Origin of the sequence: Pseudomonas sp. FP2300 (genome assembly GCF_030687595.1) — a bacterium.
GTDB lineage: Bacteria > Pseudomonadota > Gammaproteobacteria > Pseudomonadales > Pseudomonadaceae > Aquipseudomonas > Aquipseudomonas bijieensis.
Genome location: NZ_CP117440.1, coordinates 3,748,526 through 3,762,297, shown reverse-complemented (window position 1 = coordinate 3,762,297; position 13,772 = coordinate 3,748,526). Strand labels below are relative to the sequence as shown.

Sequence of the window (13,772 nt, the reverse complement as noted above, 5' to 3'; positions counted from 1 at the left end):
CAGCCGATTCCTCCATCTCTGTCAGGTGGGTGCCAGTTCCAGCGGAATCTCCAGGGTGAACAGCGCTCCCTGTCCAGGGCCGTCGCTATGCACATGGAGGTGGCCATTCATTTCAACCGCTGCCAAGGCGCAGCTGTGCAAGCCGAAGCCATGGCCGTCCTTGCGGGTGGTGAACCCGTGGTTGAAGATGCGGGTCAGGTTCTCGGGCGTAATGCCTTCGCCTCGATCCTTGACGCTGACGCACAGCGTTTTCTGATCGACGACCCGGATTCCCAAAATCATTTCCCGAGGATGATCGCTGACGTGTGACATCGCGAATTTGGCGTTACTGATGAGGTTGATCAGGATCAACAGCAACCTGTGCTTGTCACCCATGATCATCGGGACGTCCTGATAGTCCTTGATGACGGTGACGTGGTGCCGGCTCAGCGCGCCCGAGTTCATGCGTAACGCATCTTCGAACAGATCACTGATGCTCAGTGCCTCGATCAGCCTGGCAGCTCCGGCGTAGGTTTGCTGGGTGGTGACGATTTCCTTGATGTGGTCGATGCTTTTGGTCAGTTGCGCCAGTTCTTCGATAAGCAGTGTTTGCTCGGCGGCGATGGAGTCGACCAGCTCATTGAAGTAGCGGGGCAACAATTTGCCCTTTTCATCGCTGGTGATGAACTGGCCCAGGTCGTCGGCATGTTCATTCATCATTTTTACGGCTTTTCCAAGGCCCAGTGTCTTGCTGCTGCGCAACTTGCGGGTTACCAGGTCCGCGGAAATATTCACGCTGTTGAGCACATTCCCGACGTTGTGCAACACGTTAGTGGCGATCTCGGCCATGCCTGCCATCCGTGCGGCGTCCACCAGTTCACGTTCAGCCTCTTTCAGTTCGCGAGTGCGTTCTTGCACGCGCTCCTCGAGCCGTTCATTGGACGATTGCAGTTCGTGGTTGATCTGGTTGATGACGGCGTAGCTGCGAACCAGCCGCACCGCCAGGTAGATCATCAATAGCGCCATGAGGCTGGCGCACACACCCAGGTAGACATGGTATTGACGGTCCGCAGCAGCCGTCCTGCGCTGCGTCTCGTTCAACAGTTCGTTGATGCTATCCAGTTCCTGGGCCACCGGAATCACGCTGATGCGGTCAAGAAGGTCATTGACGATCGGTTGTTCCTCGATAATAGCTCTGACGTGCTGCGCCAGGGTGATGAAGGGAGGTTGATAGGTCGCGGGTAACTGGCTGATGTATCGTTCCAGTTCATTGAGCTGGTTCTGCACCTCCTTGGCTTTGTCCGAGGTGACATACAATGCGTACTCCAGCGTCGTCAGTGACAGCTCAAGCACATTGGAAGCCACCGTAAGGCGTTCCGCAGGGCTTTTGACTGTCATCTCCTTGAGCAATGTCTGAATGTCGTCTTCGATGACCGGCAGAGCGTCCAGGGCAGTGCGCAGCTTGGCGTTGTGTTGCTGGAATTGATCGACCAGTACTGTCTTGTTCTTGACCGCATCCACATAACCTTGGCGCCTGGACGCCCAAAGAGTCGCCAGGGGACCTGCGTTATTGAGCTGCTCCAACTGCTCCCATCGGCTGCCCGCCTCGGGCGGTGGCGCCAGCGACAGATTGTTGTTGACGCCGATTTTTTTCCTCAGGATCTTGACGCTCCAGTTAGCGTCGGCCTGCTTGAGTTGGCGGATGAAGTCACGGGATTCGAAGTAGGTCGATGAGTCGTACGTATAGGACTTGATCAGAAAGAATATCAGGGCTGAAAACGCAATCAGCGCGACGGCCAGCAAGGCAGGCCATTTGTACTTCTTGATAATGTAGGTCACGCGATTCTCCTGTTCAGGGCGCCTGTCGAGGGTGTCGGTGAATGCCCGGGCGGGCGGGAAATGTCAGAGCGTGAGGCGAAGAGAGCGTTGAACTGTCGTAGCGATGTTTGCGTGGGTTTGCTTTTGCCTTGGTACACGTTGAGCTCCCTGCTAACGGTGAACGTCGGGGGTCGTCAGTGACGTGAGTGTAGCGTTAACGAGACAGCTCGATGGCATTGGCCGTGAAGGCTGAGACGGTGGACGAGCGCGGCCAGGACTGGCCGCGCTCGTGAGGGTTTACTGGTTCTTGATGTCAATGAAGGGCAGGGCGCCGTTTGGCAGCACGGTGGTGGGCAATACACCATTCCAGCGCTCGGCCTTGGTGAGCTCTACCAGATTCTGGTTGCTGGCCAAGGCCTGGGCACGTGCCTTGATCGCTTCGGCTTCGGCCTTTCCGCGCAATTCGGTGGCCAGTGCGTCTGCCTTGGCCTGGGCAACTTGAGAATCGGCTTCTGCCTGGGCCTGGGTGACACGAATCTGGGCTTGAACCTGCTCGGTCGCCAGTTGCTGCTCGCGGGTCTTGACCTGCACTTCGGCGGCCATGCGCGCTTCAATGGCTTTTTCATAAGCGTCACTGAAGTCGATGTTTTCGACCTGGACGCTGTCGATGATCACCGGCCCGGTAATCGTCGCCTTGATTGCGGTCGAAATATCGTTGACCAGTTGGACGCGATTCTGCACGGCAGCCACGGCGTTGAACTTGCCAAAGACGTTTTCCACCTGGGTCGGCACCTGACGGCTGATCATCCGGTCGCGGATGCCTTCAAGATCCTTGAACTGGGTATAGACCTTCGCGACATCGGAAGGCGCGATGTGCCAGGACACGGATACCTTGAGCTGGGCGGACTGTTGGTCCTTGCTGTAGGCCTGGAGGTCTTCATAAGCCGTCACTTGGCTCTGGACGCTGATCAGGCGCACAGACTCGATAAACGGCGTCTTGAAGGACAGTCCCGGTTCAACTACCCCGACCAGCGCCCCGTTGCGCAGAAGAACGCCGCGCTCGGTTTCGTCGACCGTGTACCAACTGCCAAAGAAGACGCACAACAGGACGATGCCTACGATTGCCGCAACGAGAGAACCGATGGTTTTACTGGTCACTTTTCTTTCCTTGAGTGGAGGGGTGGTTTTTGCCATGACGGTATGTCAATCCTGAAAGACCGAAGCAGGTATTCTGAATGCCAGACACGAAAAAGCCCTGAATAATCAGGGCTTTAACGTTAGAAGATGGCGGAGGCGATGGGATTCGAACTCATGGACCTGTTACAGTCGACGGTTTTCAAGACCGTTGCCTTAAACCACTCGGCCACACCTCCGTATTGCGTTGCGGGCGCCATAATACCCGAATGAAACACACTGTCAAACTCTCTACGTAGCTTGTTACAGAGCGTCTGTTATGATCCTTGCCACTGAATGTTTCAAAACCGGAGGAGTGTCGCCATGCGCGAACAGGATTACGCAGTGAACAACAGCGTGCAGGCTGAGCAGCTAGAGGTTAGCCGCGTCCTGCGCAACACTTATGGCCTGCTGGCACTTACGCTCGCTTTCAGCGGTGTGATGGCCTACGTCGCACAACAGATGCGGGTGGGTTACCCGAACATCTTCGTCGTGCTGATCGGTTTCTACGGCCTTTTCTTCCTTACCAACAAACTCCGTGATTCGGCCTGGGGCCTGGTGTCGGCTTTCGCCCTGACCGGTTTCATGGGCTTCCTGCTCGGCCCGATCCTCAATCGCTACCTGCAAATGCAGGGCGGCGCCGAAGTGGTCAGCTCGGCCTTTGCAATGACCGCACTGGTATTTGGTGGCCTGTCGGCCTACGTGCTGATTTCCCGCAAGGACATGAGTTTCCTCGGCGGTTTCATCACCGCAGGTTTCTTCGTCTTGCTGGGTGCGGTGCTGGCCAGCTTCTTCTTCCAGATCAGCGGCTTGCAACTGGCGATCAGCGCCGGCTTCGTGTTGTTCTCGTCGGTCTGCATCCTGTACCAGACCAGCGCTATCATCCACGGCGGCGAGCGTAACTACATCATGGCCACTGTCAGCCTGTATGTATCGATCTACAACCTGTTCGTCAGCCTGCTGCAACTGTTCGGCCTGATGGGTCGCGATGACTGATTGCATCCGCAATGAGTGAAAAGCCCGCTTCGGCGGGCTTTTTTTCGTCCGCGTTTTGAGGTCGTGGCCAATAGCCTTTAAAAAGCCTTAAGCGTGATGGCACCTTTGAATAAATGATCTACACCTATGGCTAGGAACTGCATTGCCAGGGGCGGCATGAAGTGGATCGATCAGCGACTGCGCGAAATCTCGCCACACCCTCCGGATACCGTTCGCATTTGGCTATCAAGCCTTGTCTGGTCGTGCCCGATTCTTGGGCCCAAGGAGGTGGGCAACATCAGTGACCGTGGACCGTGAGCAGGTATGGGCATGGTGCCCAAGCCTGATAACAGAAGGAGACCCTGCGCATCGTTCAATTGTTCGATGGGACGGCGGGCGTTCTCCCTATAAGGAGATATCGATGAACCACCCCCAAGGAAAGATCGCTGCATTGCTGACCCTGACAGGCGCGCTGACCATGGCGGGCGCCCACGCGGGGACCTTCCCTGATTTCGGCTACGGGCCACCCAAGAGCGTCTACTCCGGTCCATTATTCCGGCTCAGCCAAGACTATCCCACCGTGGCCCCGGGCCCTTCCTCGATGCCGGCATTCTTCAAGCATCTGCCCACCACGTTCAGCAATGATTTTGAAACCTGGCGTTCCTATATGAACGAGGTCAAGGCTTATTGCCTGGAAGGCAATACGGGGATCGGCTGGGATGTGCAGAAAAACAAGGTTCGCCAGTGGTATCACATGCCATGGCAACACTATGGCCCCAATGGTCGCGAAGGTATCCGAGGGCTTACCAAGGAGGCACCGATCAAGCCATTGCAATTGGCGAGCACTCAAAAAGGCAGTGGCCAGACCTACGCAGTAGGTATCTATAACGATATAGGGGGCTACACCATTGGCCAGGTCTGGAAAGACCCGCAGAACCCTGACCCGAGCTACACCTCACAACCTAAGGGCTTTCCCAACGGTACAGTCGTCTGCAAGGCGTTGTTTGCCGATATAGACGTCACCACGGTGCCATTCCTGGCCAATCCATTGCTCTGGAATGCGTACACCACCAAGACGTTCACCTCGACAGAGCGCGCGGTGACCCAAGTCGCGCTGATTCAGATGGACATCGCCGTGCGGGACACCCGCGTGAGCGACACCGGCTGGCTGTTCGGGACGTTCCAATACAACGGTGCCGTGACCGGTAAAGCGAACTGGAACAATCTGGTGCCCGTGGGGATTATGTGGGGCAACGATCCCAAAGAGACCGGCAACGCGTTCACCAACCCGACCCCTACCGAAACCAAGATCAACCCGGCGCTCAAGCAGACAGCCATCAACGCGAACACCAAAGAGCTGCCACCCACCCATCTGGGTTGGAACGGGCGCCTCAACGGTCCCGTGGACAATCCCCAGGCCTCCTGCCTGAGTTGCCACATGACCGCTGAGTACCAGCAATTGGCGCTGATGAACCCGACCTTCCAAGCCAACCCGCCACCCGTGGGCGGTGAGGAGTGGATGAAGTGGTTCCAGAATATTCCAGCCGGCCAACCCTTTACCCCTGGCACCCGAAGCACCGACTACAGCCTGCAATTGTCCGGTTCCCTGGCCAACTTCTATGACTGGAAATGCAACCACAGCGGAGTGTATGCCGACGGCCAGAATGCTTGCGCCAAAATACAGCCCCTTAATCTGATGAAGGCGAGCAATGCGCCTGAGCAAGAGGTGCACAAAGTCCAACGCAGCCCTGAACTGGAAGACCTTCAGTAGCGTGGCCTCCGGCCTCGGACACGAACCGAGGCCGGATCCGACTCACGCCATTGGCGGCAAGCGCCGTTTGACGGGCGTTTTCTTGACGATGGCCGTATTGGTCTCGGCCAGGACATTGAGCCTGTCCAGCAGCGTGTCCAGCTGTTCCATCGAGCGCACATGCAGTCGGGCAATGAAACAGTCTTCGCCGGTCACCTTGTCGCATTCGGTGAATTCAGCGATGGCCTGGATCTGCCGTTCAACTTCCTGCAACTGCCCCGGCAGCGGGCGGATACGCACGATGGCCTGGAGTTGATAGCCGAAGCACTTGGGGTCTACCTCGACGGTGTAGCTCCTGAGCACGCCGCGTTCTTCGAGCCGGCGAAGGCGCTCGGCGACGCTGGGAGAGGACAGGCCACTCAGGTTCGCCAGAGCCTTGAGGGAGCGTCGGGAATCTTCCATCAGGGCGCTGATGAGGATCTGGTCGATGTCGTCAGTCATTTTTCAGTTCCATTAGGCGAATGCTCGAAGTTGCCTTGATAAAAAAGGTCGAAAGCCAGTTTAGCCTTTTTCAGACCATGGAGAACCCAACCACTGGCTCGGCATACTGTGCCTCACTTGCTGAAGGAGCCTGAAGATGGACAAGACCCTACGCCGCGGTTCGCTCGAAATGACTGCCGCCATGCTGATCTCCGGAACCATAGGCTGGTTCGTGCTGGTCTCGGGCCTGCCGGTACTGGATGTGGTGTTCTGGCGTTGCGTGTTTGGCACCGCCACTTTACTGCTGATTTGCGCCGGTTTCGGCTTCTTGCGTCCAGGTATCCTGACACGCACCACCTTTCTGCTGGCGGTGCTCAGCGGGGTGGCGATTGTCGGCAACTGGGTGCTGTTGTTCGCCTCTTACTCCCGAGCCTCGATTGCCATCGGTACGGCGGTGTACAACGTCCAGCCGTTCATGTTGGTCGGGCTGGCGGCTCTGTTCCTGGGAGAAAGGATCACCGCGCAAAAACTGTTCTGGCTGGCGGTATCGTTTCTCGGAATGCTGGCAATCGTCAGTTCCCACGGCGAACAAGGGCAGGGCGGCGGTGCCTATCTGCTGGGCATCGCGCTGGCGCTGGGCGCAGCGTTGCTGTACGCCATCGCAGCGTTGATCATCAAACGCCTGACCGGCACGCCGCCGCATCTGATTGCACTGATCCAGGTCAGCACCGGCGTATTGCTCCTGGCACCCTGGGCGAACTTCTCAGCGTTGCCACAGCACGCCGGGGCGTGGGCCAGCCTGTTGACCCTGGGCATGGTGCATACCGGTGTGATGTACGTGTTGTTGTACAGCGCGATTCAACGATTGCCGACGGCGATCACCGGCGCGCTGTCGTTCATCTATCCGATTGCGGCGATCTTCGTCGATTGGTTCGCCTTCGGTCATCGCCTTGAACTCCTGCAATGGTTGGGTGTGGCGGCGATCCTGTTGGCGGCCGCAGGCATGCAGCAGGGCTGGGGCATCAAGTTGCGCCGCGCAGCCCTGTCTTGAGGCACCGTTCGGCGTGGCTCAGAAGATGTAGTCGGTGGTCAGGAAGTTGGAATCGCGTTCGCGAATGATGTCGCTGATCAGCGCTTTGTTGCTGTCCTGGAACTTGGTGGCCACCAGCGTACGAATAGAGAAGGTGCGTAGCGCATCGTGAACGGACAAGGTGCCTTCGGCTGAGTTTTTCCGGCCATTGAACGGGAAGGTATCCGGGCCGCGCTGGCACTGGGCATTGATGTTGATACGTCCGACCTGATTGGCGAAGGTGTCCACCAGCTTGCCGACTTCCGCCGGATTGGTACCGAAAATGCTCAGTTGCTGGCCGAAGTCGGACTCCAGCACATAGTCGATCACGGTATTGAGGTCACGGTACGGCACGATGGGCACGACCGGGCCGAACTGCTCTTCGTGGTAGACCCGCATCGCCGTATTCACCGGGTAGAGCACTGCCGGGTAGAAGAACGAGCTGCGTGATTCGCTCCCGTGGGCATTCTTCACTTCTGCCCCCTTGGCGAGCGCATCGGCGACCAGCGAGTGCAAGTAATCGACCTTGCCCGCCTCGGGCAACGGCGTCAGCGCCACACCGTCCTCCCATGGCATGCCGGGTTTCAGAGTGGCGAGCCTGGCGTTGAACTTCTCGATGAACGCTGGCGCCACGTCCTCATGGACAAACAGGATTTTCAACGCCGTGCAGCGTTGGCCGTTGAAGGAGAGCGAGCCGGTCAAGGCTTCGCTGACGGCGTTGTCCAAGTCTACGTCCGGCAGCACCAGCCCGGGGTTCTTCGCATCCAGCCCCAGGGCGGCCCGCAAGCGGTGCGGACGCGGGTGGAGCTTCTTCAGGTCACTGGCAGCCTTGTTGGTGCCGATGAAGGCGAAGATGTCGATCTTGCCGCTGGCCATCAGTGCGCTGACGGTTTCCCGGCCACTGCCGTAGATCACGTTGATCACGCCCGCCGGGAAACTGTCGCGAAAGGCCTCCAGCAATGGACGGATCAGCAACACGCCGAGCTTGGCTGGCTTGAACACCACGGTGTTGCCCATGATCAAGGCGGGAATCAACGTGGTGAAGGTTTCGTTCAGCGGATAGTTGTACGGGCCCATGCACAAGGCCACGCCCAAGGGGACGCGGCGGATCTGCCCGAGGGTGTCCTGTTCCAGCTCGAAGCGGCTGGAGCGTCGGTCCAGCTCCTTGAGGGCGTTGATGGTGTCGACGATGTAGTCGCAGGTGCGGTCGAATTCCTTCTGGGAATCCTTGAGGTTCTTGCCGATTTCCCACATCAGCAGCTTGACTACGGCCTCGCGTTGCTCGCGCATGCGCGCCAGGAAGGTTTCCACATGACGGATGCGCTCGGCGACGCGCATCGTCGGCCACTGGCCCTGGCCGCGGTCGTAAGCCCGGACGGCGGCGTCCAGGGCGGTGAGGGCGGTCTCGGCATCCAACAGCGGTGTGCTGCCTAGAATCACTTGCTCGTCGCCCAGCTCACCCGCCAGGTAAACGGGGCTGCGCACGACGGCCAGTGGTCCCTGCCAGGTTTTCAGGATGCCGTCGACCAGGTATTCGCGCTGTTCGATCCGGCCTTCGAGGCGGTAGGCGTCCGGGATGTCGGCGGCACTGGGAAACAGGTTGGCGAGAAAAGGGGCGGTGGTCATGTCGTTACTCCATCAATGAAATGAGCCATGGGCGGACGGCTTGCAGGTATAAATCGCTTTTAGCGTTATACGCCTTAATGGAGGTGTTTTTTAAGTGGCGGCAGATTGCTCGCGCCTGGCGATGTCGTAGGAGCTACCTCGCGAAGCGAGGCTGCGATCTTTCCCCAGGCACTTGAGTTCCAAGCGAAAGATCGCAGCCTCGTTGCACTCAACAGCTCCTACAAAGCTTTTGCTCACCAGCGCATCCGCACGCCCATGCTGGTGATGATGCCATTGAGGTCGTTGTCGTCGACGTCACTGCTGTAATCGGCGCTGACATACAGGCTTACCGCCGGCGTGACCCGTGCCACCAGGCCCAGGCCGACTTCGACGGTGGAGGATTTCCGGCTGCTGCTGATCTTGTCGACCTTGTCCAGGGACAACGTATCGGCGCTCTGCACCGTGTGCCACAGGTTGGTGCGCACATAGGGCTCCATGCCCAGGCCATTGACCTGGTAGTTACCTTTGAGTCGTGCACCGACGCGGCCGCTCCAACTGCTCAGTTCATTGCCGGTACCGCTCTCGGTATTCGGCGTATCGAGGGTGATGCGCTGGTTGATCAACTGCGCCTGGGGTTCGACTACCCAGTGTGTCCCGATGCCAATCGGAAAGCCACCTTCGACCGACAGCGTCACCGCATTACCTTCGGCGGCCTGGCGCTGGCCTTGTTCGGTGCGACTGTAGCCATTGACCCGGCCGCCACTGGCGCTCAGGTCCACGTGCCAGCCCGCAGGCCCGGTCAGGCTCCAGTAGGCGCCAAGGCTCGAGCCTTTGAGGTTGACGGCATCCTTGCCTGGATCGGCCATGACAGGCGTCACCAGCAGGCCATTGCCGGTTGAAATAATCTGGTTTTGTCCACTGATCAGCCCCATGCGCTGGGTATGGCCGCTGTCGTTTCGTAATGTGAACAGGGCGGGGCTCTTGCTGGAGGCGGGGTCACTGCCGATCGCTGCGGTACTGAGGTCGTGGGACTGTGTTCGGCCATACCAGGGCTGCGTTGTCTCCTCGCCAGGCCAGGCCTGTACCTCCATGGAGGAAAGCAGCAACAACGAAGTAGAGAGGGTGTGGAAGGTGATGGTGATCTCTTGTGGACGGAGGGAGGTTTTCATGGTGGCCTGCCTTGCAATCGCATGCATTTCTCGCTTTTTGGCGTCTCTCCTACCCCGAATGAGGGGCGACCGAATGGATTGAGGCAAGCCTCTGGCGGCCCGCGTTTGCGGGTTCCAGAGGCCTGCCCCTGACTGTATTTCCGGGGGTAGTACCGTGTAGTCAAGAAGACTGATGGCACTGCGTCAAGAAAATGGACGATGAATGGCAGGCTGAAATCAGCCTCAATAAGAGGCTGATTTCAATTGCTTATTTCAGATCATATTTGGGCGTCAAATCACCGTCGGGGTTCCTGTCTACCAACTGATCCGTAAGCCGATTCTGCCGGCCACGGCGCGTTGCTGGTTGCTGTCGAAGTTTTGGCTGTAGTCCGCGCCGGCATACATGGCGACTGTGGGCGCCAGGCTCACGGTGACGCCAATCCCGAGGTCACCGGTGGACGCGCGCTGTTGGGTCTCGACCCGTTCGGTGTCGTCGAACGTCACCGAGTCGGTGCCGGAAAACGTGTGCCAGAGGTTGGCGCGCAGGTAGGGTTCCACGGGCATGCCGCTGACCTGGTAGCGGCCCTTGAGGCGAGCCCCGAGACGGCCGGTCCAGGCACCGTCGGAATCGAACTCGACCTTGGAGACCCCATCGTTTTGCGTGTCCAGGGACACTTTCTGGTGGATGATCTGGGCCTGGGGTTCGACGACCCAGTTGGCGCTCACCGCGAAGGGATAGCCGGCCTCCGCCGAAACAGTCAGGGCGTGCCCACGATTGTCGATTTTCAAGCCGCGTTCGGAGCGGTTGTCACCGTTCAGTCGCGTGCCCATCACCACTGCATCGACGTAGCCGCCGGTAGGGTCGGTGAGCGTCCAGTACAGTCCATAGCTGTCGCCGTCGAGTTCTATCTTGCCGGCGTGTCGATCTTCGAAACCCAGGTTGAAGCCTTTGACATCGCCGTTCAGCTCCGTGTGGCCGACGAAGAAACCAATGCGTTGGGTCTGGCCGCCGGACAGCAGGGAGCTGTACAGATCGTTGCCCACCTGGAACCCCTTGATCGACCCATCGAACCGCGGCGTCACCGTACCGGCCCAGGTTTGCTCCAGATCCTTGCCGTAGACCCGGCCCCAACCCGCGCCGAAGGCGCCAGTTTCCGTGAGCAGGCGCTGGTCGCCCTGGCGATCATGGAACGTGCCCAGGGCCATCAGGGTCAGTTGCGCCGCCGCTGGAGGCAATACTGACCAGGTCGGCACTTCCGGGCGATATAACGGGATAGGTGCCGCACCGGGCACCGCAGTTGGCAACGGCGGTAGCGTCGGGACCGGTGGCGCACCTGGTGCGGGAGGCGCCGTTGGGATGGGAGCGGCTACCGGCCCTTCAATCAAGCTGGAGCGCAGGTACCAGTTGTTTGGATTACCGGTCGCGCCGCCCTTGAACAGGCGGTAATCGAACGCACCGGCCGAGATGGACTGCCCCTGTGAAAAGGCATTGATGTCACTGACCGCGCCCCCCTGGGCCTGGACCACTTCGATACCGTCCTGGGTCGTCCGCGCGCCCGTGCCGCCCAGGTTCGTGACTATGATGGTGGTAGTGCCGGTGAGCGTCCCGCCATTGACCACCAATTTGTCACTGGCAGAGCCATCGGCGCCGACTGCCGTTTGCACATGCAACTGGCCATTGTTGCCGACGTAGTTGCCCTGGACGGTAAGCGTGTCGTTGGTGCGGGTGTTGCCCTGGGTAAGGTCTATCGTCCCGGCGTTGTTGAGCGTCGCCAGTTGACCGGCGGTAAAAGGGGCGATGACGCCCTGGGTCGCCGTCAGCGTGCTGCCGCTTTCGATGTTGAGCGTCCCGGTGCCGGTGGCGCTGTCACCCAAGGTCAGCGTGTCGTTAAGGTCCAGTTGCGAACCTTGGGTGAGGTTGACCGTTTCCCAATTGAGGTAACGGGCGCCGGTGCTGGAGGTGCTGCCTTCGAAGGTCAAGACGTCCTGGCCCAATCCGCCATTCACGCTAGGGGTGATGCTCAGCCCGGCTTCATCTAGCGTGCTCAGCCGTGCCGTGTCGTTGCCTTCGCCCATCAGGATGGCCGAGTGAATGAGGCCGCCGCTCCATTGGAATTGGTCATCGCCGGCACTGGCCCGGACTTCGCCGAGGATTTCGCCACCGCTGACGGTAATGCTGTCGTTGCCGCCGCTGACACTGACATTACCGCCGATCCGTCCTGCGGAGAGGATGATGGTGTCCTGGCCGAAACCGGTCACCAGGTTGCCGATGATGTTTCCGCCGGACATATTGAAAACATTGTCATCGAGTTTCATGTCGACCCGGCCAATGGTGCCGCCGGTCATCTCGGCGTGGTCGCCGTCTTCGAACGCATCGACGATGGTCCCACCCGTCATCAGGAAGGTATCGAGGCCGTCGCCTTGGGCCAGAGACAGGATCCTGCCACCATTCATGACGAAATCATCGGCCTCCGAACCTTGCTCGACATCACCGTCAATCACGCCGTTGGCGTTAATCACGATGCGGTCGACCCCGGTGCCGAAGGTAACGTCGCCGGAAATGACGCCGCTGCCGTTGGCGGGCAGGGTCAGGCTGTTGTTACCTGCAAGGTCCGTCAGCCCGGGGCTGGTGCCGCTGTCGCAGACATAGGTGTCATCGCCGGCGGTTGGTGCCAGCGTGCAGGCTGCCATGGCGGCCGGTGCGGGGAACAGGAAAGGGGCCGATACCCATAAAGCGTTGAGCAGCCGATTGAGTCGTTTGTTGTGCCGAATCATGTGCTATCCCTCTGCATCGGCATTTCGCAAATGCCGGTTCCAGCATTGGTTGCACAACAGATGGCACACAGGGCCTGGCAACGCTCGCTGTATGGGATGGCACCCTAGCAACGAATAAAGGGCGTCGCTACTGTCAGAACTTACAGGTCACTGCGCAGAAACAGCGGCCAGGATCAGCCTTACAAATGCACTTCCACCGAAAGTGGCAGGTGATCGCTCAGGTGCGTCCAGGGTTTGCTCCCAAGTATTTGCGGGGCGTGGCTGCTGGCGTTACGCAGGTATATGCGGTCCAGGCGCAGCAGCGGGAAACGGGCCGGGTAGGTCCTGGCCGGGCGACCGTGGTGGTGCTCGAAGGCTTCATGCAGGGAGCCATGGCGGGCGAGGGTGAGGTTACCCCGCAATTGCCAGTCGTTGAAGTCGCCGGCGATGATCACAGGGGCGTCCTCGGGCAGCGAATCGAGCAGTTGGCAGAGCAGTTTGAGCTGTAGTTGACGATGGCTTTCCAGGAGACTCAGGTGCACGCAGATCCCGTGGACGGCGGCGTGGCCGGGCACATCCAGCACGCAATGCAACAATCCGCGCCGCTCCGGACCGGTGATGGACACATCGAGATTGCGGAACTGGCGGATCGGGTACTTGGAGAGCAGAGCGTTGCCATGATGGCCATCGGGGTAGACCGCATTACGGCCGTAGGCGAAATCGTTCCACATGCTGTCGGCGAGGAATTCGTACTGGGACGTCTGGGGCCAGTTGTCGTAGCGTGACGCGTGTCGGTCGTGTTCGCCCAGCACCTCTTGCAGGAACACCAGGTCGGCGCCGGTACTGCGCACCGCTTCGCGTAGTTCGGGCAGGATGAAACGACGATTGAGGGCGGTGAAACCCTTATGGGTGTTGACCGTCAGGATCCGCAGCCGATGAACCGCCGCGGGCGCGTCCGATGGCATTGGTTCGACGGCGCGCCAATCGGGATCTTGAGACACGTTCACTCCTGAATCAGACG

At 59.4% G+C, this 13,772-nt stretch carries 10 protein-coding genes and 1 tRNA gene; 3 read left to right on the top strand and 8 right to left on the bottom strand.

What is annotated here, in order from left to right; genetic code table 11:
- Window positions 1–21 precede the first annotated feature (21 nt).
- From PSH86_RS16610 to PSH86_RS16600, 3 genes are all read right to left on the bottom strand, one after another.
- Window positions 22–1,818 carry a DAHL domain-containing protein gene (locus PSH86_RS16610; RefSeq protein ID WP_109754201.1) on the bottom strand — a complete coding sequence of 599 codons (1,797 nt, stop codon included), beginning with the start codon at window positions 1,816–1,818 and terminating at the stop codon, window positions 22–24.
- Between the two features lie 276 nt (window positions 1,819–2,094).
- On the bottom strand, window positions 2,095–2,955 hold the full coding sequence (locus PSH86_RS16605; RefSeq protein ID WP_109754200.1) for a prohibitin family protein: 861 nt from the start codon (window positions 2,953–2,955) through the stop codon (window positions 2,095–2,097).
- Window positions 2,956–3,082: 127 nt separating this feature from the next.
- Window positions 3,083–3,170 (bottom strand) — tRNA-Ser (locus PSH86_RS16600).
- 124 nt (window positions 3,171–3,294) lie between these two features.
- Here PSH86_RS16600 and PSH86_RS16595 point away from each other — a divergent pair.
- Together PSH86_RS16595 and PSH86_RS16590 are read left to right on the top strand one after the other, a co-directional pair.
- Window positions 3,295–3,966: a Bax inhibitor-1/YccA family protein gene (locus PSH86_RS16595; RefSeq protein ID WP_014338124.1), complete on the top strand. Its 672-nt coding sequence runs from the start codon at window positions 3,295–3,297 to the stop codon at window positions 3,964–3,966.
- A gap of 400 nt (window positions 3,967–4,366) precedes the next feature.
- Window positions 4,367–5,716 carry a hypothetical protein gene (locus tag PSH86_RS16590; RefSeq protein ID WP_109754199.1) on the top strand — a complete coding sequence of 450 codons (1,350 nt, stop codon included), beginning with the start codon at window positions 4,367–4,369 and terminating at the stop codon, window positions 5,714–5,716.
- A 42-nt stretch (window positions 5,717–5,758) separates the two neighbouring features.
- Here PSH86_RS16590 and PSH86_RS16585 read toward each other — a convergent pair whose 3' ends face one another.
- Window positions 5,759–6,196: an Lrp/AsnC family transcriptional regulator gene (locus PSH86_RS16585; protein ID WP_109754198.1), complete on the bottom strand. Its 438-nt coding sequence runs from the start codon at window positions 6,194–6,196 to the stop codon at window positions 5,759–5,761.
- Window positions 6,197–6,332: 136 nt separating this feature from the next.
- On the opposite strand from PSH86_RS16585, the gene PSH86_RS16580 reads away from it, so the two are divergent.
- The gene (locus tag PSH86_RS16580; protein ID WP_305483752.1) at window positions 6,333–7,226 is read left to right on the top strand and encodes a DMT family transporter; all 894 of its coding nucleotides are present in this window, start codon (window positions 6,333–6,335) and stop codon (window positions 7,224–7,226) included.
- Window positions 7,227–7,244: 18 nt separating this feature from the next.
- Here PSH86_RS16580 and PSH86_RS16575 read toward each other — a convergent pair whose 3' ends face one another.
- The 4 genes from PSH86_RS16575 to PSH86_RS16560 form a co-directional block, all read right to left on the bottom strand.
- Window positions 7,245–8,870: an NADP-dependent glyceraldehyde-3-phosphate dehydrogenase gene (locus PSH86_RS16575; RefSeq protein ID WP_305483751.1), complete on the bottom strand. Its 1,626-nt coding sequence runs from the start codon at window positions 8,868–8,870 to the stop codon at window positions 7,245–7,247.
- Window positions 8,871–9,103: 233 nt separating this feature from the next.
- Window positions 9,104–10,018 carry an autotransporter outer membrane beta-barrel domain-containing protein gene (locus tag PSH86_RS16570; protein ID WP_116832512.1) on the bottom strand — a complete coding sequence of 305 codons (915 nt, stop codon included), beginning with the start codon at window positions 10,016–10,018 and terminating at the stop codon, window positions 9,104–9,106.
- Window positions 10,019–10,312: 294 nt separating this feature from the next.
- Window positions 10,313–12,772, bottom strand: coding sequence for an autotransporter outer membrane beta-barrel domain-containing protein (locus PSH86_RS16565; RefSeq protein WP_305483750.1), 2,460 nt, complete (start codon window positions 12,770–12,772; stop codon window positions 10,313–10,315).
- A gap of 179 nt (window positions 12,773–12,951) precedes the next feature.
- Window positions 12,952–13,716 (bottom strand): endonuclease/exonuclease/phosphatase family protein, encoded by a 765-nt coding sequence (locus PSH86_RS16560; protein ID WP_269154783.1) that lies wholly within the window; start codon window positions 13,714–13,716, stop codon window positions 12,952–12,954.
- Window positions 13,717–13,772 lie beyond the last annotated feature (56 nt).

Coding starts and splice junctions, on each gene's coding strand:
- PSH86_RS16570 (WP_116832512.1), bottom strand. CDS start 10,018: ATGAAAACCTCCCTCCGTCCACAAGAGATCACCATCACCTTCCACACC.
- PSH86_RS16580 (WP_305483752.1), top strand. CDS start 6,333: ATGGACAAGACCCTACGCCGCGGTTCGCTCGAAATGACTGCCGCCATG.
- PSH86_RS16590 (WP_109754199.1), top strand. CDS start 4,367: ATGAACCACCCCCAAGGAAAGATCGCTGCATTGCTGACCCTGACAGGC.
- PSH86_RS16585 (WP_109754198.1), bottom strand. CDS start 6,196: ATGACTGACGACATCGACCAGATCCTCATCAGCGCCCTGATGGAAGAT.
- PSH86_RS16595 (WP_014338124.1), top strand. CDS start 3,295: ATGCGCGAACAGGATTACGCAGTGAACAACAGCGTGCAGGCTGAGCAG.
- PSH86_RS16565 (WP_305483750.1), bottom strand. CDS start 12,772: ATGATTCGGCACAACAAACGACTCAATCGGCTGCTCAACGCTTTATGG.
- PSH86_RS16560 (WP_269154783.1), bottom strand. CDS start 13,716: ATGCCATCGGACGCGCCCGCGGCGGTTCATCGGCTGCGGATCCTGACG.
- PSH86_RS16575 (WP_305483751.1), bottom strand. CDS start 8,870: ATGACCACCGCCCCTTTTCTCGCCAACCTGTTTCCCAGTGCCGCCGAC.